Source organism: uncultured Ruegeria sp., assembly GCF_947489545.1.
GTDB lineage: Bacteria > Pseudomonadota > Alphaproteobacteria > Rhodobacterales > Rhodobacteraceae > Ruegeria.
Window position 1 is genome coordinate 219,404 of the sequence record NZ_CANLDZ010000006.1, and the last position, 20,576, is coordinate 239,979.

General features: G+C 57.0%; 25 protein-coding genes and 1 other RNA gene. 15 read left to right on the forward strand and 11 right to left on the reverse strand.

Annotated features, from left to right (window positions below):
* Positions 1–5: 5 nt before the first annotated feature.
* Positions 6–887, reverse strand: coding sequence for a LysR family transcriptional regulator (locus tag Q1B13_RS11230; protein WP_298933381.1), 882 nt, complete (start codon positions 885–887; stop codon positions 6–8).
* 127 nt (positions 888–1,014) lie between these two features.
* Here Q1B13_RS11230 and Q1B13_RS11235 point away from each other — a divergent pair, with 127 nt between their 5' ends.
* Together Q1B13_RS11235 and Q1B13_RS11240 are read left to right on the forward strand one after the other, a co-directional pair.
* Positions 1,015–1,224, forward strand: a complete 210-nt coding sequence (locus Q1B13_RS11235) for a DUF1127 domain-containing protein (RefSeq protein ID WP_298933383.1) — start codon at positions 1,015–1,017, stop codon at positions 1,222–1,224.
* A 183-nt stretch (positions 1,225–1,407) separates the two neighbouring features.
* On the forward strand, positions 1,408–2,145 hold the full coding sequence (locus Q1B13_RS11240; RefSeq protein ID WP_298933385.1) for a Bax inhibitor-1/YccA family protein: 738 nt from the start codon (positions 1,408–1,410) through the stop codon (positions 2,143–2,145).
* 174 nt (positions 2,146–2,319) lie between these two features.
* Here Q1B13_RS11240 and Q1B13_RS11245 read toward each other — a convergent pair whose 3' ends face one another.
* The 8 genes from Q1B13_RS11245 to gatC all read right to left on the reverse strand — a co-directional run bounded on the left by Q1B13_RS11245 (position 2,320) and on the right by gatC (position 7,927).
* A complete protein-coding gene (locus Q1B13_RS11245; RefSeq protein WP_299079602.1) occupies positions 2,320–2,826 on the reverse strand; it encodes a hypothetical protein in 507 nt (168 codons plus the stop codon).
* Positions 2,827–3,045: 219 nt separating this feature from the next.
* Positions 3,046–3,213 carry a 50S ribosomal protein L33 gene (gene rpmG / locus Q1B13_RS11250; RefSeq protein ID WP_007799108.1) on the reverse strand — a complete coding sequence of 56 codons (168 nt, stop codon included), beginning with the start codon at positions 3,211–3,213 and terminating at the stop codon, positions 3,046–3,048.
* A gap of 127 nt (positions 3,214–3,340) precedes the next feature.
* Complete coding sequence (locus tag Q1B13_RS11255) at positions 3,341–4,048, reverse strand: DUF533 domain-containing protein (RefSeq protein WP_299079599.1); 708 nt, start codon at positions 4,046–4,048, stop codon at positions 3,341–3,343.
* Positions 4,049–4,210: 162 nt separating this feature from the next.
* Positions 4,211–4,610, reverse strand: an RNA gene (gene rnpB / locus Q1B13_RS11260) — RNase P RNA component class A.
* A 125-nt stretch (positions 4,611–4,735) separates the two neighbouring features.
* Positions 4,736–5,422 (reverse strand): N-acetylmuramoyl-L-alanine amidase, encoded by a 687-nt coding sequence (locus tag Q1B13_RS11265; RefSeq protein ID WP_299080095.1) that lies wholly within the window; start codon positions 5,420–5,422, stop codon positions 4,736–4,738.
* Entirely contained in the window at positions 5,406–6,110 is a 705-nt protein-coding gene (locus tag Q1B13_RS11270) for a hypothetical protein (protein ID WP_299079596.1), read from the reverse strand. Before Q1B13_RS11270 ends, Q1B13_RS11265 begins: the two co-directional genes overlap by 17 nt.
* A 38-nt stretch (positions 6,111–6,148) precedes the next feature.
* Positions 6,149–7,636: an Asp-tRNA(Asn)/Glu-tRNA(Gln) amidotransferase subunit GatA gene (gene gatA / locus Q1B13_RS11275; protein WP_299079593.1), complete on the reverse strand. Its 1,488-nt coding sequence runs from the start codon at positions 7,634–7,636 to the stop codon at positions 6,149–6,151.
* A gap of 3 nt (positions 7,637–7,639) precedes the next feature.
* The gene (gene gatC, locus Q1B13_RS11280; RefSeq protein WP_039536649.1) at positions 7,640–7,927 is read right to left on the reverse strand and encodes an Asp-tRNA(Asn)/Glu-tRNA(Gln) amidotransferase subunit GatC; all 288 of its coding nucleotides are present in this window, start codon (positions 7,925–7,927) and stop codon (positions 7,640–7,642) included.
* 228 nt (positions 7,928–8,155) lie between these two features.
* Here gatC and Q1B13_RS11285 point away from each other — a divergent pair, with 228 nt between their 5' ends.
* From Q1B13_RS11285 to Q1B13_RS11295, 3 genes are all read left to right on the forward strand, one after another.
* Positions 8,156–8,314: a hypothetical protein gene (locus Q1B13_RS11285; RefSeq protein WP_298933400.1), complete on the forward strand. Its 159-nt coding sequence runs from the start codon at positions 8,156–8,158 to the stop codon at positions 8,312–8,314.
* Between the two features lie 157 nt (positions 8,315–8,471).
* Positions 8,472–9,035: a DUF4202 domain-containing protein gene (locus tag Q1B13_RS11290; RefSeq protein ID WP_299079590.1), complete on the forward strand. Its 564-nt coding sequence runs from the start codon at positions 8,472–8,474 to the stop codon at positions 9,033–9,035.
* A 95-nt stretch (positions 9,036–9,130) separates the two neighbouring features.
* Entirely contained in the window at positions 9,131–9,820 is a 690-nt protein-coding gene (locus tag Q1B13_RS11295) for an SGNH/GDSL hydrolase family protein (protein WP_299079587.1), read from the forward strand.
* On the opposite strand, the gene Q1B13_RS11300 is transcribed toward Q1B13_RS11295, so the two are convergent.
* Complete coding sequence (locus tag Q1B13_RS11300) at positions 9,821–10,507, reverse strand: ceramidase domain-containing protein (protein ID WP_299079584.1); 687 nt, start codon at positions 10,505–10,507, stop codon at positions 9,821–9,823.
* Positions 10,508–10,565: 58 nt separating this feature from the next.
* Between Q1B13_RS11300 and Q1B13_RS11305 the strand changes: the two genes are divergently transcribed.
* Positions 10,566–11,258, forward strand: coding sequence for a metal-dependent hydrolase (locus Q1B13_RS11305; protein ID WP_299079581.1), 693 nt, complete (start codon positions 10,566–10,568; stop codon positions 11,256–11,258).
* A gap of 18 nt (positions 11,259–11,276) precedes the next feature.
* On the opposite strand, the gene Q1B13_RS11310 is transcribed toward Q1B13_RS11305, so the two are convergent.
* A complete protein-coding gene (locus Q1B13_RS11310; protein WP_299079578.1) occupies positions 11,277–11,741 on the reverse strand; it encodes a nucleoside deaminase in 465 nt (154 codons plus the stop codon).
* Positions 11,742–11,802: 61 nt separating this feature from the next.
* Here Q1B13_RS11310 and Q1B13_RS11315 point away from each other — a divergent pair, with 61 nt between their 5' ends.
* The 9 genes from Q1B13_RS11315 (at position 11,803) to Q1B13_RS11355 (ending at position 20,538) form a co-directional block, all read left to right on the forward strand.
* On the forward strand, positions 11,803–12,618 hold the full coding sequence (locus tag Q1B13_RS11315) for a pseudouridine synthase (RefSeq protein ID WP_299799805.1): 816 nt from the start codon (positions 11,803–11,805) through the stop codon (positions 12,616–12,618).
* Positions 12,619–12,792: 174 nt separating this feature from the next.
* Positions 12,793–13,707 (forward strand): 5-bromo-4-chloroindolyl phosphate hydrolysis family protein, encoded by a 915-nt coding sequence (locus Q1B13_RS11320; protein ID WP_299079574.1) that lies wholly within the window; start codon positions 12,793–12,795, stop codon positions 13,705–13,707.
* A gap of 30 nt (positions 13,708–13,737) precedes the next feature.
* A complete protein-coding gene (locus Q1B13_RS11325) occupies positions 13,738–14,928 on the forward strand; it encodes a toxic anion resistance protein (protein WP_298933416.1) in 1,191 nt (396 codons plus the stop codon).
* Between the two features lie 22 nt (positions 14,929–14,950).
* Positions 14,951–15,898: a DUF2927 domain-containing protein gene (locus Q1B13_RS11330; RefSeq protein WP_299799806.1), complete on the forward strand. Its 948-nt coding sequence runs from the start codon at positions 14,951–14,953 to the stop codon at positions 15,896–15,898.
* A gap of 22 nt (positions 15,899–15,920) precedes the next feature.
* Positions 15,921–17,069 carry an SPFH domain-containing protein gene (locus Q1B13_RS11335; RefSeq protein WP_299079568.1) on the forward strand — a complete coding sequence of 383 codons (1,149 nt, stop codon included), beginning with the start codon at positions 15,921–15,923 and terminating at the stop codon, positions 17,067–17,069.
* A gap of 41 nt (positions 17,070–17,110) precedes the next feature.
* Positions 17,111–18,199: a TFIIB-type zinc finger domain-containing protein gene (locus Q1B13_RS11340; RefSeq protein ID WP_299079565.1), complete on the forward strand. Its 1,089-nt coding sequence runs from the start codon at positions 17,111–17,113 to the stop codon at positions 18,197–18,199.
* Positions 18,200–18,286: 87 nt separating this feature from the next.
* The gene (locus Q1B13_RS11345) at positions 18,287–18,955 is read left to right on the forward strand and encodes a nitroreductase (protein ID WP_299079563.1); all 669 of its coding nucleotides are present in this window, start codon (positions 18,287–18,289) and stop codon (positions 18,953–18,955) included.
* 42 nt (positions 18,956–18,997) lie between these two features.
* Entirely contained in the window at positions 18,998–19,438 is a 441-nt protein-coding gene (gene dtd, locus Q1B13_RS11350; protein ID WP_299079561.1) for a D-aminoacyl-tRNA deacylase, read from the forward strand.
* Positions 19,435–20,538, forward strand: a complete 1,104-nt coding sequence (locus Q1B13_RS11355) for a DUF4147 domain-containing protein (protein ID WP_299079558.1) — start codon at positions 19,435–19,437, stop codon at positions 20,536–20,538. The genes dtd and Q1B13_RS11355 overlap by 4 nt, the downstream gene beginning before the upstream one ends.
* Positions 20,539–20,576 lie beyond the last annotated feature (38 nt).

Sequence of the window (20,576 nt, forward strand, 5' to 3'; positions counted from 1 at the left end):
CACGTCTATCCGGCTACGGCCCTTAACGGGCTGCCACCCAGCATGCGGAAATTCTGCCGCACTAAGGCAGCTAGCGCCTCGACCACCGGGTCACGACCAGCTTCGCCACCGTATAAATTGATCATGTGTGCGGGCAGTTCAGGCAAGACACCCCCTGTGTCTATCTGCTCCAGGTGTGCAGCCTCTGTGCCATCCAACATCGCGTGTACCGCTAGATCCGCGCTGACAGTGGCTTCTATCGTACGGTCGTTTTCAGTCTCGACTGAAAGCTCCCAAGGAATTCCGGCGGCATCCAGTGCGGAAATCACCTGCGGTCTGAACAGGCAGCGCCGCCCCAGCGCCAAAGGCAGCGGCCGTTTGCGCCAGGCTGACCCGCCCGGGGCACCGATCCAGCGCAACGGCAGCTCAGCAATTGTCTCAGCCCCATCGGCAATTGACGGTTCGGTCGTCAGGATCACATCGCATTCGCCGCGCTTGTACATGTCCTTCAACTGCAGTGAATAGGACGAAACCAGCTGCACCCTGACCCGTGGGAAGTCCGCGTTGAAGCGCTGTAGAACACGCGGAATAGCCGGATAGACAATATCATGCGGCACTCCGAGGATGACCTCGCCTTCAAACGCCTGATCGGTAAGTTTGGAAATCACCTCATCATTCAGTGCGGTCATCCGACGGGCATAGGCCAACAACTGTTCCCCAGACGCGGTCAGAGCAATTGTTCGTCCGCTGCGATCCAGCAATTCAAGGCCCAGCAGTTCCTCCAGACGCTTAAGTTGCATCGAAACCGCTGATTGCGTCAGGTGCAAAAACCCGGCTGCCCGAGTGACGCCGCCTTGATCCGCCACCGCCACGAAAGATCGCAGTGTGGTTATGTCCAGATTTCGCATCTTCACGATTCCTTATGGGTTACATCATAAATATTCGTTTTCAATATATGTCATACTCCCCCATATCAATCAAGGAAGTTGATGGAACTCATCATATCCATCGCAAACCGCAGAAAGGACAATAAGTATGACCCAAGTTGCAATTCATCGCCCGTGCAAGCCCGCTAAGCGATCTGTTCTTGGCATGATCACAAACGCAATGTCCCTGAAGCGCCAGCGCAGCAGTTTGGCTCAGCTGGATGACCGCGCCCTGAAAGACATCGGAGTGACTCGGAGCGAGGCCAATATAGAAGCCAGCCGTTACATATGGGACGCACCGGATTTCTGGCAGAAATGACGAAAAATCAGCATTGTAGTGCAATAATGGCGGTCCGCTGCGGTGGATCGCCATTTTTGTTGCGCGTTTTAGTCGGTTTTATGCGGTAAACTCTTGAAACACAGCCTGTAGTTGCCGATATTTGCAGAGAAAGCGCTCTGCATCGGTGGGGCGAACAAGAAGTATGTTTAGGGAGACCCTTTGATGGCACAATTCGACACGATCCGGACGGCATCCGGCGCGCGCGCCGCCGAGATCGATGAGGGCCTGCGCGCCCATATGAATAAAGTCTACGGCACAATGTCCGTAGGTATGCTGATCACGTTTGCTGTGGCCTGGGCTGTTGGATCCAGCCCGCAACTACTGTCCGTGTTTCGTGACCCGGTCACGCTGAGCCCCAACATTCTGGGCTGGATCGTGATGTTTGCTCCGTTGGCAATGGTGTTCGGCTTTGGAGCCGCAATCAACCGCCTGTCTGCTGCCGGTGCGCAGTTGTTCTTCTATGTCTTTGCTGGGGTCATGGGCCTGTCGCTAAGCTGGATTTTCGTCGCCTTCACCGGCGTCTCAATCGCTCAGGTGTTTCTGGTGACGTCCATCGCCTTTGCGGGCTTGTCGCTGTACGGCTATGTCACCAAAAAGGATCTGTCCGGAATGGGCACGTTCTTGATGATGGGCGTGATCGGTCTGGTCGTTGCCATGGTGATCAACCTGTTCTTGCAGTCGCCTGCGATTATGTTTGCAGTCTCCATTCTGGGTGTGCTGATCTTTGCCGGTCTGACCGCCTATGACACGCAAAAGATCAAGACCACCTATTTGCAGATGGCACATGCCGGTGATCAGGAATGGTTGGGCAAAGCCGCCATCATGGGCGCACTGAACCTGTACCTGGACTTTATCAACATGTTCATGTTCCTGCTGCAGTTGTTCGGAAGCCGCGAATAACAAACCGGAAAGTACAATTGTCAAAGGGCGGGTCCGAACGACCCGCCCTTTTTCTTTTGTCTTAATAACTGCGCTCGGCTGCGACGCAACACGATATCGGTCAATGTCGAGATTCCCAAAAACAAAACCCCCACCATCAAGATGAGGGCCTCATTGGTCTTAGTTGGCTAAGGTTCAGCTACAGTTCAAAGGAACTGCAAAGCCTGAACTCCGCTCGGACGAGCCTTTGCGGAAAACGTCACCTGCCGGCAGACACCCGGTGAAACGCTCGGTCTGACTTCCGAAGGTGGCGCCGATCGAGTTGTCCACGGTTGTGGTGTTGGTCGGCGTACGCAACACACCGAATAATGTGCCGTTTACGTTGACGGTGCTCAGGAACAGATTGGTATCGCTGCCTGTCAATTGAACCGCAGAGGTATCCGTGCGCCCACCATTGTCGATGGCGACACCGGCCACTTTGGACGGGTCAACCTGATCGGACAAAACAGACACTGTACGAAGTTCTGCAAGTTCCGCTGGGATATTGGTTGCTGGCGGAACAAACGCGACTGCGCCCGGAACATCCGAGATGGTGCGCGGCTCGCCATCGATCCCAGCAAACCCAACACCTTCACGGTTGAAGGGATCTTCACAGCCCGCAAGCGACAGGACGGTAATTGTGGATAACAAGATTTTTTTCATGGCGGTCAACATTTTGTGGCGGTTTGCTCAACCGTATGTGCAGGTCGGCGTAAATTGCAAGCCGGAGCCAAGACGATTGCGCTCAGCCCTGATGCGCCACTGCAACGGCACGATCCTTCGATTGCACGGCACTATAGGGTCGAACCATGGAAAAAAGGACAACAAAAAAGGGGCCCTGCCTGCGCAGAGCCCCTTCGAATGTCCAATCGGAACGGCAGATTACTTGATCTTGCCTTCCTTGTACTCAACATGCTTGCGAACGACCGGATCGTACTTACGAACGGTCATTTTCTCAGTCATGGTGCGCGCGTTTTTCTTGGTCACGTAGAAGTGGCCCGTGCCCGCGGTCGAGTTCAGACGGATCTTGATTGTCGTCGGCTTCGCCATGGTTATCTCCTGCGTCCGAAAAGGCAGGGGCCTTTCGGTTGAATTCCTATGAGCGTGCGCTTTTACGCCCTGCACAGCGCATGTCAAGGCCAATCACATCGGCTGTGGCCAGGATTCTGCCGCCAGCTTAGACAGACAGGTTTGGCGCGCCCATATAGGTATGAATCTGGTCCCGCTCCTCATCGGAAAGGCCCAATGCGTTGGACAGCTGGTGTAGGTAAGAGGCCTCGCGCTCGTTATCCAGTCGAATCGCTGCCAGTGAGGTCGCGTAGATCTGGGTCTTTAGTGGCGCCCCTGAATCGGCGGCCAGCCCCATGACATCAATCGGTGCATTCAACTGTTCCTGCACGAATGCGCGTTCTTCATCGCTGATATCGTCGCCCAACTCGCCAAGAATGGTGTCCTTTTCCTGTTCATCCAGTTCACCATCCGACTTGGCAGCCTGGATCATGGCGCGGAGCATCAGTTTGGCCTGTTCCTCCATCGCCGCACCGGCTGGTGTGCCTTGGAAAACTGTCTCCATCATATTTGTTGTTTGCTGGCTTCCGGTTCTGGCGGCGCCCTGCATTGCGTTCAGCAGGCCGCCCAGACCGGCTGCGCCTGCGGCGCCGCCGCCCATTCCCATTTTGCCCATCATGTCCTGCAGACCAGAAGCACCGCCGGGCATCCCGAACTGCTCGGCCATTTTGCCCAACTGGTCCATTCCGAACCCACCGCCTGACCCTTTCATCATATCCTGCAAACCAGCCATGCCGCCCATCTGCTTGTACTTATCCAAACCTTTGGCCGCCGCAAATCCCACCGCAACCGAAGCCAGCGCTTTCATGAAACTCATAACTTTCCTCCCAGACTCCTACTGCAATCCGTTTTCAAACTGTAACAGCAGATCGAACATTAGAATACTGTTCATAGGATTACCTGGGGTGTCGCAAATCCACTCTGCAAGAAGACAAGAGACCCAGCACATTCGGCTTAACGCTGGTCGCTCAAAAAGAACATGCGCGGAGGGCCTGTAAGCCGGATCTTGTTCCGGGGTTGCCCCCTTCGATGACCATTCCTCTAGGCCGCGCATTGCTGCGCGGCTCAAGCTGCCAACCCGGTCCCTCTCGGCCAAGACGTGCTTAGCGGTGGTATCGGCTGACGCCGACCAACGCGCGCGGGGACCCTATTTGGCATTGCTCCCGGTGGGGCTTGCCGTGCCACCGCTGTTGCCAGCGGCGCGGTGGGCTCTTACCCCACCGTTTCACCCTTACCACGGACCGAAATCCGAGGCGGTCTGATTTCTGTGGCGCTTTCCGTCGGGTTTCCCCGCCCGGGCGTTACCCGGCACCGTTGCCTTGTGGAGTCCGGACTTTCCTCTCGGGCCCTCAGGCCCCAGCGGCCATCCGGCCCTCCGCGCGAGGGTTCAGGTATGACGGGCGACGCCGCAGGTCAAGCTCCGTTTAGGCAGGAAGGGGCCAGCCTCTTCTTGGCCTTTGGCCAATTCATTCCCGGGATATTTTGAGCCAGATGAGAAGGTGGATCAGGTCGAGAGGGCTTTGTAACGGAGCGGCGAGACATCTTCAGGTGTCAGTGGGCCTTTGGCCCATGGTCTGTACCGGAGACGAACCGCTGTAAGCAGGGTGGCATCGCCCGCATCAGAGGTGAAACCTGCATCCCTTGCTAACGCGCGAAACTCATCCATCGAAACCCTCTCGGGGCCTTGGGCGCATCTGCGCTGTTTTGCCAGGTGTTGATGTTCCAGTCTTTGCCAATCGAATTTGGCACCAGGGTCAGACTTACGCCCGGGGGCCATATCGGAATGGCCTATGACGCCGTCCGGCGCGATGGTCCATCGGTCCATGATACCGGGGAGCAGACGCTCTAACGCATCCATTTGAGGCTGCGCAAATGGGTGGTCGCCCTTATTGTCCAGCTCGATCCCGATGGAACGCGAGTTGATGTCATCCTTGCCGTGCCACTCACCGGCGCCTGCGTGCCAGGCACGATCTTCTTCGCGTACCATCTGCCAAACGGTCCCGTCGGCACCGATCAGATAGTGTGCTGAAACCTGCGCTTGTGGATCGCACAAACGATCAAGCGCCGCCTTGGCGCTGTCCATAGCGGTGTAGTGCATGACGATGAGGGACGGCAGCAACCCATCTCGGCGCTGGCCAAAATTAGGCGATGGGTGCCAGATCGGCGTCAGTCGGTCAGTTGTTGACGGCACTGCGAAACGGGCTGGGGTCCCAGCTGCAGGCAAACCCATCCCCATCCGGGTCCAGACCCTTGCGGTCACGCTGAGGGCCCCCATTCGACAAAAATTCTATCTGAGCTTGGTCGGATGACGGGAATTGGGCGCAATTTCTCTGGGCCTTGGCTTGCAAGTTAAACCCAGCCCGGCTGTAAAGCTGGGCACCAACGGGGTTCGTGGTGCTCAGCGCGTATTGTACGATGTTAGGTTGGCCGTCAGCGCTGCGTTCGGGAACGGCGGTCGGGGCAACGACCTCGTATGTTTGACGGTTCTGGTCGATCCGGGCAGCATCGGATTCGATGCTGCGGCGTTCGGACACGGCGGCAAAGTCCTGTTCGTCGGAAATCCCTGTGTTGCTCGCGGCCGTGGCTGCAACTGCCGTTGCGCCTGCCGCCCCAGAGGTGCTGGCCAATGCGGCCGCTGTCTGGTTGGCGATATCGGCATTTGACCCCGTCGCCGCGAGAACCGTGCCCTGCGCGCCCAGAGTTTCCTGCGACACATCAGCAGGGGCCAAAAGGGGATCGTAAACCGCGCCCTGCCCCGCCAGTTCAGCCTCGCGCTGCGCCTGATATTGTGGCGTGTTGAAACCCGTACCGGCAACCGGCGCAACTGTATTGCACGCAGCGAAAAGTGCGACGGTGGGGATCAAAGGCATAAAGCGCATTCGATGGCTCCGTATCTGTTGTCCTGGCGGCCCGAGGCTTACCACCATTTTCCAGGCTTGGCCACAAAACCAGCCGCGTTTTCCAGCGCATAGGCGGTGTTGAGCAGGTCACCTTCATCCCAAGGGCGCCCGATCAGCTGCAAACCCAAAGGCAAACCATGCGAATCCAGGCCAGCTGGCACCGAAATACCTGGCAATCCAGCCAGGTTCACGGTGACCGTAAAGACGTCGTTCAAGTACATTTGAACCGGATCCGCCTCGGTCATTTCGCCCAGACCAAAGGAGGCCGATGGTGTCGCAGGCGTCAGGATGGCGTCGATGCCATTGGCAAACACATCCTCAAAGTCTTTCTTGATCAGGTTCCGCACCTTACGCGCCCGATTGTAGTAAGCGTCGTAGAAACCAGCCGACAAAACATAAGTCCCGATCATCACACGGCGCTGCACCTCATGGCCAAAGCCTTCGGCGCGGGTCTTTTCATACATTTCAGTGATGCCGTCGCCCTGCGCCAGCGTGGCCCGGCGGCCATAGCGCACTCCGTCATAGCGTGCGAGGTTCGAGGAGGCTTCGGCCGGGGCAATCACGTAGTAGGCCGGCAGTGCGTATTTGGTGTGCGGCAACGAGATATCGACCATCTCGGCGCCCGCATCCTTTAGCATTGCGGCGCCATCGGCCCACAGCTCTTCGATCTCGGACGGCATTCCATCCATACGGTATTCCTTGGGGATACCGATTTTCTTTCCTCGGATGTCGCCGGTCAGCATCGCCTCAAAATTAGGGACGGCCAATTCGGCACTGGTCGAGTCTTTGGGATCGTGTCCGCACATAGTTTCAAGCATGATCGCCGCGTCGCGCACGTTTTTGGTCATCGGTCCAGCCTGATCCAGCGAGGACGCAAACGCCACGATGCCCCAGCGCGAGCAGCGGCCATAGGTCGGCTTGATGCCGGTGATGCCCACAAATGCTGCCGGTTGGCGGATTGATCCGCCAGTATCGGTGCCGGTCGCAGCCAGGCACAGATCTGCGGAAACGGCCGAGGCGGAACCGCCCGACGAGCCGCCCGGTGTCAGCTGCGCGTCGTCGTTGCCACGCCGCCATGGGCTGACCGCGTTGCCATAGGCAGAGGTTTCGTTGGACGATCCCATGGCAAACTCATCCATGTTCAGCTTGCCCAGCATCACCGCACCGGCGTCAGCCAGTTGCTGCGACACAGTGGATTCGTACTCCGGTTTGAACCCTTCCAGAATCTTTGAAGCGGCCTGAGACGGCACGCCCTTGGTGCAGAACAGATCCTTGATGCCGATCGGAAGGCCACACATCGACGGCGCATCACCGCCATTGATACGCACGTCCGCCGCCTTGGCACGTTCCAGCGCGATCTCGGGCGTCTTGTGAACAAAGGCGTTCAGCGCGTCGGCCTCATCAATAGCCTTAAGGCAGGATTCGGTCAGCTCGACCGAGGTCACATCGCCGGCGCGCAGCGCGTCACGGGCTTCGGCCAGACCCAGTTTATTCAGATCGCTCATGTCTTACTCCACCACTTTGGGCACTGCGAAAAACCCCTCTCGCGCATCGGGGGCGTTGGCCAGAACCTTGTCCTGCTGGTTGCCGTCGGTGACCACATCTTCACGTCGTTTCAGGCGCATAGGCTCGACCGAGACCATCGGTTCAACCCCATCGACATCGACTTCGTTCAGTTGCTCGATGAACCCCAGGATCGTGTTGAATTCCGAGGCCAGCGCCGGCAGCGCGTCATCCTCGACCTTGATCCGGGCCAGTTTGGCCACCTTAGCGGCGGTGCTTTGGTCAATCGACATCGGCTTCCCTCATATACGTTAGGGGGCATTTACCCGTCTGGCGCACCAGTCGCAAGACCGCCGAGGGTCCGGTTTACCCATGTATCTGGCCACCCGTCCTTCCCTGCCATTCAATCCTGAATACCCGGTATACAAAAAAGTAAACTAATTAGTTCACTTTGCGCCTTGAAAACTGAACTGGACTGTTCATTTTCTATAGTGTGACACAGCACAACAACGGAGACAGAAATGAAAACCTTCATCACAGCCGCCATCTTGTCTACCACCGTTCTTGCCGCACCGGCCATGGCCATGGGTGTCGACATGACCAACCTGACCCGGAACCTGAGCTTCCCCACCACAGTCTCGGAACCTGTCACCCAGGATAAAGTTAAACCGGGCAACTAAGCCTGCCCGAACCCGCCGGGTCAGCTACCCCCTCGTCTGACCCGGCAAAGGTTTATTTGAGTGATGCACTTGCCGCATCAAGCCGCTACCATAGCTAAGAACACGCTGGTGAACTGTTGCGACAGCACGCAGTTCCCGCAAGCCAACGGAGCGGTGAATGAGCGCGCGAAAGCAAGCAGTTCTGGACGCAATAGATGCGGCCAATGCAAAAGACCCCAACATCGACAACGATCAGCCCGAAGCTTTGCTCTATGGGTCAAGGATGAGCGCAGAACTGGATCGCTTGTTTCCGGACGCGTCTGACGAATTGCAGATCGCCGCGCGTGGTCAGCATATCGAACGCTGGAAGCTTGCCCGCAGTGAATACCCAGATGGACGCGCAGGATATCTGGCCTGGCGCAAGGCCCAAGGGGTGCATCATGCCGATATTGTCATGTCGCTGATGATCCAGAACGGATACAGCGGGGATCAGGCGGAAACGGTCGGACGAATGCTGCGCAAGCAGGGCATCAAGCGCGACGCCGAAGTGCAAGCGCTAGAGGATGTGATCTGTTTCGTCTTTCTCAAGTGGTATTTCCAGCCCTTCGCCGCAAAACACTCGGCCGAGAAGATTAAGAGCATCGTTGAAAAGACCGCGCGCAAGATGTCAGCTGAAGGTCGCGCCAGGGTGTTGAGCGAGTTTGAGCTGCCGGCCGACCTGGCCGCCTTATTTCAAAACTGACGGATACTGATACCGATTTTTTGGGATCTTAATGGTGCATTTACCATTTAAGTCTCCTATCGAGACTCTCGAAATCATCTTGTTTCAGGTCTCACATGCCAAGAAAATTCATTCTCCTTATTGGGTTATTCAGCTTCTTGCTCGGGTGCCAGGAGGCACCGTCTAGTCAACCAGATGCAAAAATCATTGTCGTTGGTGATTCTCTTATGGCGTGGAATTCTACCTCCGGCTCCTCGATCCCGGATGTGATTGAAAAGAGTGTCGGGTCTGCGGTCATCGACAGAACAGTACCGGCTGCGTGGTTGCAAACTCAGTTCGACACAGATGACAGGCCCAAAACCGGCGTTCAGGCGCAATTTGTCGAAGGTGATTGGAAATGGGCGATCGTCAACGGTGGCGGAAACGATCTGATGCTGGGTTGCGGTTGTTCGCGTTGCGACGCCGTACTGGACAGAATGATCTCGGTTGATGGGAATTCTGGTCAGATCCCGCGATTCCTGCGCCGCATTCGGGACCGTGGCACCCAGGTCATTTATGTCGGATATCTGCGCAGCCCCAAACTGCTGACACCTATTGAGCACTGTAAAGCCGAAGGTGATGAGTTTGAGGCTCGGATTGCCCGTCTCGCACAACAAGAACAAGGTATTACGTTCGTCTCAAACCATGATGTCGCACGCCCAGGTGATGCGTCGTATTTCTCGTTTGACCTGATCCACCCCTCCCGAAAGTCCAGTCGCATCATTGGCGAGCGGATCGCAAATGTTATTAAAAGCGAAGGGCTTTGATCACGCCTTCGATCCGCGCCCGGGATTTGCATCTTGTGCGCGACGCCGCAAAATAGCGGCCCGATATACTTCGATCATCCAACCCAGCATGATGGCGTTCAGAATGTGCCACAAGAAATGCGTGCCCATGGGCCATTGCCCGCAGATCGGGATGTCCATAGCGCGAAACGTGATCGACAAGATCAGGACTACAGCACCAGCCGCCATTCCCTTTGCAAGGCTCGGATCGCGGCTGCGCAGGGCAACGGCATAGATCAATATGAGCAAAGGAACCGGAGCGTAGACTGCAGACCCGCCCAGCCCGGGGACGAATTGAAACAGGGGAGCAGTCGCGGCCGCGTAAGGAAGGAACAGCAGAGTCCCGCCCAGCGCATATGCAGGTGACATGCCCCAAGCGTCTCGATTCACCGCGAATATGTAAATCAGAATAAACAGCAATATGGGTGTGGTATCTGCGATGGCAGCCCAAACCTGCGCATGGGTGTGGAACAGATAGCTTCCAATCCCGATAGCCGCCAACATGATGACCAACGCCGTGGCCAATGGCAGTTTCTCACCCCGAACACGCCGCCACATGACCCAGGCCGCAATCAAAAAAGCCGCATTTGTAATAGCGTTGATGGGTTCAGCCCAATAACCAGCTGACAAGCGTTCACAATACCCGTCGATTTCCTGCATCCAGTCCATGAACTTTTACATAGCGGATGGTAAGCTGTTGCCAACAGTATGATTGGGAGGATTATTTATGAAAATTGTTTGGTTGGGCCACGGCAGTTTCCGCATCGAAACCCAAGGTCAGGTATTGCTGCTTGACCCATGGCTGACCGGGAACCCGGTCCTGGACGAGGCGCAGCATGACGCCGCCCTGGAAAGCGCCACGCATATCCTGCTGACGCACACGCATTTCGACCATGTTGCCGACGTTTTGTCCCTAGCTAAGCATCTCAACATACCCGTTGTCGGGCAATACGACCTGATGGGGTATTGGAGTGAAGCCGAAGGGATTGAAACAATTGGCTTTAACAAGGGCGGCACGGTGAACCTGAATGGCATCAAGGTGACAATGGTGCCCGCGTCTCACAGCTCGACCTTTTCAACACCTGACGGGCTGCGCACGGGTGGCAGCGAGGTCGGATTCATGATCGCGACCGAAGGGCATGTGGTTTATGTTTCGGGCGATACCGACATCATGGCCGACATGGATTGGATGGGAGATTACTACAAACCCGATATCGGCATTCTGTCAGCGGGTGGACACTTTACCATGGACATGAAAGCGACAGCCTACGCGGCCAAGCGGTATTTCAACTTCAAGACGGTCATCCCCTGCCATTACAAAACCTTCCCCATCCTAGAGCAGTCGGCTCAGGCCCTGATCGAGGGATTGCCGGGGGTGGACGTGATCGAACCTCAGCTGATGCAACCCATCACACTTTGATTCAAGGGGCTTGCCGGATCAGTCCGGCAAGTTCTGCCTGCGCGCAGCAAAAAAGGCTTTCAAAAGTGATGCGGCTTCTTCGCCAGCAATACCGTCATAAACCTCGGGGATATGGTGGGCCTGTTTGTGAGAAAAGACCCGTGCCCCGTGTGCAACGCCACCGGATTTCGGATCTGCCGCGCCATAGTAGATACGCCGAATGCGCGCCGCGGCCAGCGCGGCTGCGCACATCGCGCACGGCTCCAAAGTGACGTAAATGTCGTGATCAGGTAACCGCTCGGACCCTGCCGAAGAGCATGCGGTCCGCAACGCCAGAATCTCGGCATGCGCCGTTGGATCGCTCAGTTCGCGCGTGCGATTTCCCGCCGCAGACAAGATCTGACCATCTGGCGCCACGATGATCGCGCCGACCGGCACCTCGCCACGTTCGCCGGCTGCGCGTGCTTCGGCCAATGCATGGGTCATATAGGTTTTGAACGTCATGCCCCTGACTGCAACAGAAACCTGCCTTTCGCAAGCAGACCAGATGCGCTATGGCCCTCGCATGAGCAACACCCCTCCTCCCGGCGAACGGATCGCCAAAGTGCTGGCGCGCGCGGGCGTCGCCTCGCGTCGTGAAGCCGAACGCATGATCGAAGCTGGTCGCGTCACCGTCAATGGCAAGGTGATCGACAGCCCTGCCTTGAATGTCACCGCCAAGGACAAGATCACCGTTGATGGCAAACCGGTGTCAGAGCCGGAACCCTCACGTCTTTGGCTTTATCACAAGCCCTCGGGGTTGGTGACCACAACCCGCGACGAAAAGGGCCGAGCGACGATCTTTGACAAGCTTCCGGAAGACATGCCGCGTGTCATGAGTGTCGGACGGTTGGACTTGAACTCGGAAGGGTTACTGCTTTTGACCAATGATGGCGGCATCAAGCGCAAGCTGGAACTGCCCGCAACCGGGTGGCTGCGCAAATACCGCGTCAGGGTGAATGGCCGCCCGAAGGACGAAGACTTTGCGCCTTTAAGAAAAGGCCTTGTCATTGAAGGAGAGCGGTTTCAACCGATGACCGTCACGCTGGATCGTCAACAAGGTGCAAACGCTTGGCTGACAATTGGCCTGCGCGAGGGAAAAAATCGCGAGATTCGTCGCGCGATCGAGGATATCGGATTTACCGTAAACCGACTGCTACGCGTCTCATACGGCCCATTTCAGTTGGGTGATCTGAAACCTGGCGCAGTTGAAGAGATCCGTCGCCGGGTGATGCGCGAACAGTTGGGTCTGGATGCCGAAGCCGAACCCGCAGGAACAGCTAAGAGAGCGCCTCGCCCACAAAGAAAACGGGCACCCGTCGGCAAGAAACTTCGCAAGTGATGCGGGTTTGGCAACCTTCCCCCTAGCGCCAAGCCCTCGCATCTACTAAATTTTCTGCGAATGCTGCTATTGGGGGGCGACATGTCCGGAACCGGAGTGCAAAAACTGGCTTATGCGGCGCTGTTGGTGCTTTTGTTCGGCGTCTGTACCGGCGTCCTCGGGGGCTTGTAGCGCATGGTAAAACGGTTCGGCGGAAAATTCAGCCCACAAGATGAACCTTCCTCAGACGAACCGCATCAGCGCGGGCAGTTCGAAGGTGCAAAGGTCGAACCTGCGGGTGCGCGTGCCAATGTGTTGTTTGTTCCGGCTATACCCTTGGTGTTTTTGTCCCTGAATGACGGTGCCATCGGCATGACAATCGGGCTTGTGGCGGCAGGCTTGTTGACCGCCGCCGCATTCTTGCTGCGTGAGGGTTTGCGGGCTGAAGCTGCCTATAAGGCCCGCCGCGCTGCCAGGCGACCTGCCTTTCCCCGCAAGATATTCTCCAGCGTGCTGACCGGTCTTGGTGCAGCGCTCGCATCCTACCGCAATGAGTTTCTGGATGCTGAGGCAGCATCACAGGTTAGCCTTCTGGCCCCGATCCTGTTTGGTGCAGTCGCAACCGTTCTACATTCAGTATCCTTTGGCCTGGACCCTATGAAAAACAAGGGGATGGAAGGCGTCGACACCTTTCAACAGGACCGTGTCGCGCGTGTTGTTGAAAGCGCCGAATCTCATCTGAGCGAGATGACCGATGCGATCAAACGCTCAGGTGATCGTCGGATCGAAGCACGGGTCGAACGCTTTCAGGACACCGCTCGTGATCTGTTCCGCACGGTCGAGGAAGATCCCCGTGATCTGGCAGGGGCCCGCAAGTATCTGACCGTCTACCTGCAAGGGGCCCGCGACGCGACAGTGAAGTTCGCGGATGTCTTTGCCCGCACCCGTGACAAACAGGCACTGGACGATTATTCGGCGCTGCTGGACGATCTGGAACAGAATTTCGCTGCGCGCACGCGCAAGATGCTATTGGATGACCGCAGTGATCTGACGGTTGAAATTGATGTGTTGCGCGAAAGGCTGCAACGCGAAGGCGTCCGGTTGGATTGACCGGCCATTATCTGAATGAGGAACATCCCCATGTCCGACGAGATCAAGAACAAGGCGGTTCAGGCAGAAACGCTTGTACAAGAAGTCACCGCAGTTGCGTTGCCCGAACCAAAAGCCGAAGTCATCTCGCTTGAAGATGCCGATGAACCTGTCAGCGCTGAGATTCGCAAGCGAATGGATGAAATCGACATGGAGAACACCAACTCGATTGTCTCGTTCGGATCGTCCGCGCAGTCCGAGTTGCAAGAAATCAGCCAAGCCATGCTTGCTGATGTACGCAACAAGGACGTTGGACCTGCTGGCGACAGCCTGCGAAACATCGTGACGACAATCCGCGGGTTTTCGATCAGCGAGCTGGACGTCCGCCGCGAGCGCAGCTGGTGGGAAAGATTGCTCGGCAAGGCCGCGCCCTTTGCCAAGTTTACTGCACAGTTCGAAGATGTTCAGGGCCAGATCGACCGGATCACAGATGATCTGCTGGGGCACGAGCACACGCTGCTGAAAGACATCAAGTCGCTGGACTTGCTATATGAGAAAACCTTAGGATTTTACGATGAACTGGCGTTGTACATTGCCGCGGGTGAAGAAAAGCTGACCGAACTTGACAGCCATGACATTCCGGAACGAGAGGCCGCGGTTCAGGCCGCACCGGAAGAAGAGCAGGTGATGAAAGCGCAAGAGCTGCGCGACATCCGCGCCGCACGCGACGATCTTGAGCGTCGGGTCCATGATCTGAAACTGACACGGCAGGTAACGATGCAATCGCTGCCCTCGATCCGCTTGGTGCAAGAGAACGACAAGTCGCTGGTGACCAAGATCAACTCGACACTGGTCAACACCGTGCCGCTTTGGGAAACACAACTGGCGCAGGCTGTAACTATCCAGCGCAGCGCCGAAGCTGCTGCAGCGGTGCGCGATGCCAATGACCTGACCAATGAATTGCTGACTTCGAACGCCGCAAACCTGCGAGAATCCAACAAGATGATCCGCGAGGAAATGGAACGGGGCGTCTTCGACATCGAGGCCGTTAAACAAGCCAATGCGGATCTGATCGGAACCATCAACGAAAGTCTGGCGATCGCGGACGAAGGCAAGGCCAAGCGCGCCGCCGCCGAAGAGGAACTGCAGAAGATGGAGGCCGAACTGCGCGATACCCTGGCATCCGCCAAGGCGCGCAAGGATGGTACAGGCGACAACGCCGGAACCGCTGTTCCGGGATAAAGGTGGACGGGGCGTGCAGCCAATGAGATCACTCAGGTTGGGGCTAAGTGCCGCCTCGCTTTTGGCGTTGGCCAATTGCGAGCAAGCGCTGACAACACCTGCTGTTCCCGAGCCTCGCCCGGCTGCTCCTGTCGCTGTGCCTGTCGCTTATGTCCCTCCGTCGGCGGCCAGTCAGGATCTGGCCCGGTTCTACAAACGCGTTGAACGCGATTTGCTGACACGTGGCTTGCTGCGCACCGATGGAGGAGGCCCGGATACGCCTTACGACGCCGATGATCTTGCACGGAATTTCGAGGCGATCGCGTTTTACAGCGAGTATCCCAATCACAGCGTATCAATTGGCTCGCGCCAGACAGATGGTCAGCTTAGCCGCTGGTCTGGACCTGTGCGCATCAAAACCGAATTTGGCCCTTCGGTCTTGCCGTCAACGCGCGAAACGGATGCCGCACAGGTTAAGTCTTTTGCCAGTCGTCTCGCCAAGCTCACCAACCACCCGGTTTCGACGGTCAGCCGAAAAGCCAACTTCCATGTCTTTTTCGCCGGGAAGGACGACAGCGCATATGTCGTGAAACGGTTGAAAGAATTGATCCCGGGAATCAGCCAGGCCTCGTTGGAACTGGTTGCCAACCCGCGGTCTAATTTTGATTGTTTCGTATTCGCTTCTGCCACTAACGCGTCACCGTTCAAATATGTACGCGCCGTGACTTTGATCCGGTCCGAATTGCCAGATCTGGTGCGGCGGAGCTGCATTCACGAAGAAATTGCTCAGGGCCTGGGATTGTCCAACGACAGTCCGGCCGCGCGACCATCGATCTTCAATGATGATGATGAGTTTGCGTTGCTAACCAGCCATGACGAGAAACTGCTGACAATGTTGTATGATCCGCGTCTGGAGCCCGGCGTCTCGGTCGATCAGGCCCGACCCGTGGTACGGATCATTGCACGTGAAATCATGGGGCAGCCGCTCTGACCCCAAGGACAGGAGAACCCAAATGGGAATTTTCGATTTTCTGACCGGAGAATTCATTGATGTCATTCACTGGGTGGATGACAGCCGTGACACAATGGTCTGGCGGTTCGAACGTGAAGGGCACGAAATCAAGTATGGAGCCAAGTTGACCGTTCGCGAAGGTCAGGCAGCTGTGTTTGTGCACGAAGGGCAGTTGGCGGATGTGTTCACGCCGGGTCTTTACATGCTTGAAACCAACAACATGCCCATCCTGACGACGCTGCAGCATTGGGATCATGGGTTCCAGTCTCCGTTCAAGTCGGAAATCTACTTCGTCAACACGACACGGTTCAACGACCTGAAATGGGGCACAAAAAACCCGATCATGCTGCGGGATCCGGAGTTCGGCCCAACACGCATCCGCGCCTTTGGTACGTATACAGTTCGCGTCAAGGACCCGGCGAGATTCCTGGTTGAAATCGTCGGCACCGATGGCGAATTCACCATGGACGAGATCAGTTTTCAGATCCGCAACATCATCGTTCAGGAATTCAGCCGCGTCATCGCAGGCTCGGGCATCCCAGTGTTGGATATGGCCGCGAACACGGCCGATCTGGGCAAGTTGATCGCGGCCGAAGTCTCACCCGTTCTTGACGGCTATGGGCTGGATATGCCCGAGTTTTATATTGAGAACATTTCGCTGCCACCAGCTGTCGAGGCCGCGCTGGACAAGCGCACCTCGATGGGTCTGGCAGGAGACTTGGGCAAATTCACCCAGTATTCGGCAGCAGAGGCAATGACAGCGGCTGCAAACAACCCCGGACAAGGCGGTGGCATGGGCGCCGGTCTTGGTATGGGGATGGGCATGGCGATGGCGCAGCAATTGTCGAATATGGCAGCGGGCCAACCCAGCGGCCCTTGGGGATCGTCCGCCCCCGCTGCCCAGCAACCACAAGCGCATGCGGCACCGCCACCACCGCCTCCGGTCGAGCATGTGTGGCATATCGCGGTTGACGGTCAGACAAGCGGGCCGTTTTCGAAGGCCAAGATGGGCCGCATGGCGACCGACGGTGAGATCACGCGCGATACGCATGTTTGGACAGCGGGCCAGGATGGTTGGAAAAAGGCTGGTGATGTTCAGGAATTGGCGCAGTTGTTTACGATCCTGCCGCCTCCACCTCCGGACGCTTGATGCCCACCGACTAGCATCGTGCCAGCAAACAAGGCGGACAAATGACTGAAGAACACCGCTTTCCCTGCGACCAATGTGGGGCGGATTACCGCTTCAATCCGGGTGACGGCACCCTGAGCTGTGACCATTGCGGTCATTCCCAGCCGATCAGCACCGGCCCATGGGGTGGTGCCAGCTTGCGTGAGTTGGATTTTGACGCGGCCATCGCCGACCGCCTGCCTGAAAGCGAGATTGAGGAAACCCGGGTTCTGTCCTGTCCGAACTGTGCAGCTCAGGTTGAATTCGATCCGGACACGCATGCAGCTGAATGTCCGTTCTGCGCCACGCCCGTGGTGACGGATACCGGGGTCAACAGGCATATCAAGCCGAAAGGTGTGTTGCCGTTCGCGTTGGACGAACGCGCCGCCCATAAAGGCATGAGTGATTGGTTGGGTGGTCTATGGTTTGCCCCCAATGGACTGAAAGACTATGCCCGAAAAGGGCGCAGGATGCAGGGTATTTACGTGCCCTACTGGACCTTCGATGCGGACACAAAGTCCAGCTATCGCGGCGAGCGTGGCGTGGTGTACTATGAAACCCGCACGGTGATGCGCGACGGCAAACGCGTGCAGCAACAAGTGCCAAGAACCCGTTGGACACCTAAGTCAGGACGTGTGGCGCGGTTCTTTGACGACGTTCTGGTATTGGCGTCGCGCTCTCTCCCCAAAAAATACACAGATGCGCTCGAACCTTGGGACTTGCCTGCATTGGAACCCTATCAACCCGAGTATCTGGCGGGTTTTCGAGCAGAGGCCTACACCGTTGAATTGCAAGAGGGTCACGCCGAGGCGCGCGCCTACATGGCGCGGGTAATCGAGCGGGATGTGCGTTTCGATATCGGAGGAGACCGGCAGCGCATCCATGCCGTGAACACCGACGTCCGGGATGTTACTTTTAAGCACATCCTGCTGCCAGTTTGGATGGCCGCCTACAAATATCGCGGGCAAACCTATCGTTTCGTGGTGAACGGGCGAACGGGACGTGTACAGGGAGAGCGCCCCTGGTCTGCAATCAAAATCACCATCGCTGTTGTTCTGGGCCTGCTGATTGCTGCCGGTGTCGGCTATATGGTGGCGACAGGGCAACAATAACCCTTGCCAGCCAGACACCCACGCCCCCTTGAACATCCTTTGGTCCGAAGCCATCCTCCGCGTCGCGAGTTTGGGGAGAAAGCCGCTGTGACAATATCCGTACTGAATACCCTGCTTGAGGATCGGCATTCTTGCCGTGCGTTTCGTCCCAACCCGGTCCCCAAGGGTCAGATCAAACAAATCCTGACCAGTGCCTCGCGTGTTCCAAGCTGGTGCAATGCGCAACCATGGCATGTGGTGATCACCAGCGGTGAGGAAACGGACACCTTCCGCCGCGCCATGCGGACCGAAGCCGAGACTGGCACCGCCACCCCTGATCTGCCTTTTCCCACGTCGTATTCCGGTGTCTATCAGGATCGCCGCCGCACCTGCGGCTGGGCTTTATACGAAGCAACCGGTGTCGAACGCGGTGATCGCACCGCATCTGCGCGTCAAATGATGAAAAACTTCACTTTGTTTGGTGCACCGCATTGCGCCATTGTCTCTAGCCCTGTGGAACTGGGCGCTTATGGTGCTTTGGATTGCGGCGGGTTTGTCACGGCATTTACCCTGGCCGCTCAGGCGCTCGGTATTGCGACAATTCCACAAGCGGCGCTTGCCAGCTATAGCCCGTTTTTACATCGCTATTTTGATATCCCGGATGACCGGTTGATCTTGTGCGCGATTTCATTTGGCTATTCAGACACAGATCACCCCGCAAACGCTTTTCGAACGGATCGCGCGGCTTTGGGTGACATTGTCGACTGGCGCGGATAAACCTTCCCTTCAAACAGACCTGCACAACATCAGAGGTTCAATTTGCGCGCGCTGCTACAACGCATTTCCCATGCCAAGGTCACGGTCGATGAGGTTGTTGTCGGACAATCAGGACCTGGGTTGCTGATTTTTGTGTGTGCGATGCAAGGCGATGACGAACAGCAGGCCGCGAAGCTGGCGGCCAAGGTTTCAAAGCTACGCATTTTCAAGGATGACGCTGGCAAGATGAACCGCTCGATCGTGGACAGCGGCGGATCTGCTCTTGTCGTCAGCCAGTTCACATTGGCCGCCAACACCGCTAGCGGCAACCGCCCTGGCTTTTCCGAGGCTGCTGCTCCGGAAACAGGTAAACACTTGTACGACGTTTTTGCCCAATATCTGGTATCGCACGGTATTGCCGTGGAAAAGGGGAAATTCGGCGCTGATATGGCTGTTGAATTGATCAATGACGGGCCTGTAACAATCTGGATGGACAGCCAATGACCCAAGCAGAACAAGCAATCAAACTGTGGCAGGCTGGGGTTGCGGCGGTCGACGGTTACACTGCAACACAATCCGCTTTGTCGGACGTCCCGAAACCCGATCGTATTCTGGCCGTTGGGAAACCCGCCGCAGCGATGGCGCGCGCAGCGTTGGATCATTTCGGAATCGTTCCCACCCTTGTGGTCACCAAGGATGATCATGGCCGGAATCTGCCTGACGGCGTTGAGGTCATCGAAGCCTCTCATCCCGTGCCTGACGGCCGAAGCCTTGCAGGTGGGCGCGCTTTACGCCTAGCTGTTGAGGCAATGCAGCCGGGCTCGCATCTGCTGCTTTTGGTCTCGGGTGGGGCGTCGTCGTTGGCCGAGGATCTGTTGCCGGGAAACTCGCTTGAGGATCTTGAGGCCCTGAACAGGAGTTTGCTGTCCGAAGGTCTGGATATCACGGCAATGAATGCAAAACGTCGCGCGATGTCCCGTGTCAAAGGCGGTGGATTGCTGTCACATTTTACGGGCAAAAAAGTAACGGTTCTGGCGATATCAGATGTTCCGGGGAATAATCTTCACGTCATCGGGTCGGGGATTGGCGCATTGCCAGATACCTACACCTTCGAGGCCACGACTCGTATTATCGCATCAAACGCACATGCCCGAGCTGCGGCAACAAATGCGGCGCAGATCGCCGGGTTCACCGTGCACGCGGATGAAGAGGCCCTGCACGATGATTATCTTTCTGTGTCTGCGTATCTGGGGTCGCGATTGCGGCAGATGGACCCCGGCGTGATGGTATTTGGTGGTGAGCCGACGGTGGTTCTGCCCGACAACCCGGGGCGCGGCGGTCGAAATCAGGCCCTTGCCCTTGCTTTAGGGCGCGAGATATCCGGCGTCTCTGGAATCACGGTGATTGTTGGTGGCACCGACGGCACGGATGGCCCGACAAACGCGGCAGGTGGGATCGTTGATGGTTCAACCTGGGCCGAGGGGGCCGAAACCGCATTGGAAAACGCCGATAGTGGCAGCTATCTGGACAAGGTTGATGCTTTGCTTGTGACCGGCCCAACGGGCACAAATGTCATGGATCTGGTTGTCGCAATAAGAAGGTAGTTTGACGTTTTTACCCTGTCCTATGACCAACAGGACCC

Bases quoted from the DNA above. Each gene is read 5' to 3' on its own strand.
- Q1B13_RS11230 (WP_298933381.1), bottom strand. From the start codon at position 887: ATGCGAAATCTGGACATAACCACACTGCGATCTTTCGTGGCGGTGGCG.
- Q1B13_RS11235 (WP_298933383.1), top strand. From the start codon at position 1,015: ATGACCCAAGTTGCAATTCATCGCCCGTGCAAGCCCGCTAAGCGATCT.
- Q1B13_RS11240 (WP_298933385.1), top strand. From the start codon at position 1,408: ATGGCACAATTCGACACGATCCGGACGGCATCCGGCGCGCGCGCCGCC.
- Q1B13_RS11245 (WP_299079602.1), bottom strand. From the start codon at position 2,826: ATGAAAAAAATCTTGTTATCCACAATTACCGTCCTGTCGCTTGCGGGC.
- rpmG (WP_007799108.1), bottom strand. From the start codon at position 3,213: ATGGCGAAGCCGACGACAATCAAGATCCGTCTGAACTCGACCGCGGGC.
- Q1B13_RS11255 (WP_299079599.1), bottom strand. From the start codon at position 4,048: ATGAGTTTCATGAAAGCGCTGGCTTCGGTTGCGGTGGGATTTGCGGCG.
- Q1B13_RS11270 (WP_299079596.1), bottom strand. From the start codon at position 6,110: ATGCGCTTTATGCCTTTGATCCCCACCGTCGCACTTTTCGCTGCGTGC.
- gatA (WP_299079593.1), bottom strand. From the start codon at position 7,636: ATGAGCGATCTGAATAAACTGGGTCTGGCCGAAGCCCGTGACGCGCTG.
- gatC (WP_039536649.1), bottom strand. From the start codon at position 7,927: ATGTCGATTGACCAAAGCACCGCCGCTAAGGTGGCCAAACTGGCCCGG.
- Q1B13_RS11285 (WP_298933400.1), top strand. From the start codon at position 8,156: ATGAAAACCTTCATCACAGCCGCCATCTTGTCTACCACCGTTCTTGCC.
- Q1B13_RS11290 (WP_299079590.1), top strand. From the start codon at position 8,472: ATGAGCGCGCGAAAGCAAGCAGTTCTGGACGCAATAGATGCGGCCAAT.
- Q1B13_RS11295 (WP_299079587.1), top strand. From the start codon at position 9,131: ATGCCAAGAAAATTCATTCTCCTTATTGGGTTATTCAGCTTCTTGCTC.
- Q1B13_RS11300 (WP_299079584.1), bottom strand. From the start codon at position 10,507: ATGGACTGGATGCAGGAAATCGACGGGTATTGTGAACGCTTGTCAGCT.
- Q1B13_RS11305 (WP_299079581.1), top strand. From the start codon at position 10,566: ATGAAAATTGTTTGGTTGGGCCACGGCAGTTTCCGCATCGAAACCCAA.
- Q1B13_RS11310 (WP_299079578.1), bottom strand. From the start codon at position 11,741: ATGACGTTCAAAACCTATATGACCCATGCATTGGCCGAAGCACGCGCA.
- Q1B13_RS11315 (WP_299799805.1), top strand. From the start codon at position 11,803: ATGAGCAACACCCCTCCTCCCGGCGAACGGATCGCCAAAGTGCTGGCG.
- Q1B13_RS11320 (WP_299079574.1), top strand. From the start codon at position 12,793: ATGGTAAAACGGTTCGGCGGAAAATTCAGCCCACAAGATGAACCTTCC.
- Q1B13_RS11325 (WP_298933416.1), top strand. From the start codon at position 13,738: ATGTCCGACGAGATCAAGAACAAGGCGGTTCAGGCAGAAACGCTTGTA.
- Q1B13_RS11330 (WP_299799806.1), top strand. From the start codon at position 14,951: ATGAGATCACTCAGGTTGGGGCTAAGTGCCGCCTCGCTTTTGGCGTTG.
- Q1B13_RS11335 (WP_299079568.1), top strand. From the start codon at position 15,921: ATGGGAATTTTCGATTTTCTGACCGGAGAATTCATTGATGTCATTCAC.
- Q1B13_RS11340 (WP_299079565.1), top strand. From the start codon at position 17,111: ATGACTGAAGAACACCGCTTTCCCTGCGACCAATGTGGGGCGGATTAC.
- Q1B13_RS11355 (WP_299079558.1), top strand. From the start codon at position 19,435: ATGACCCAAGCAGAACAAGCAATCAAACTGTGGCAGGCTGGGGTTGCG.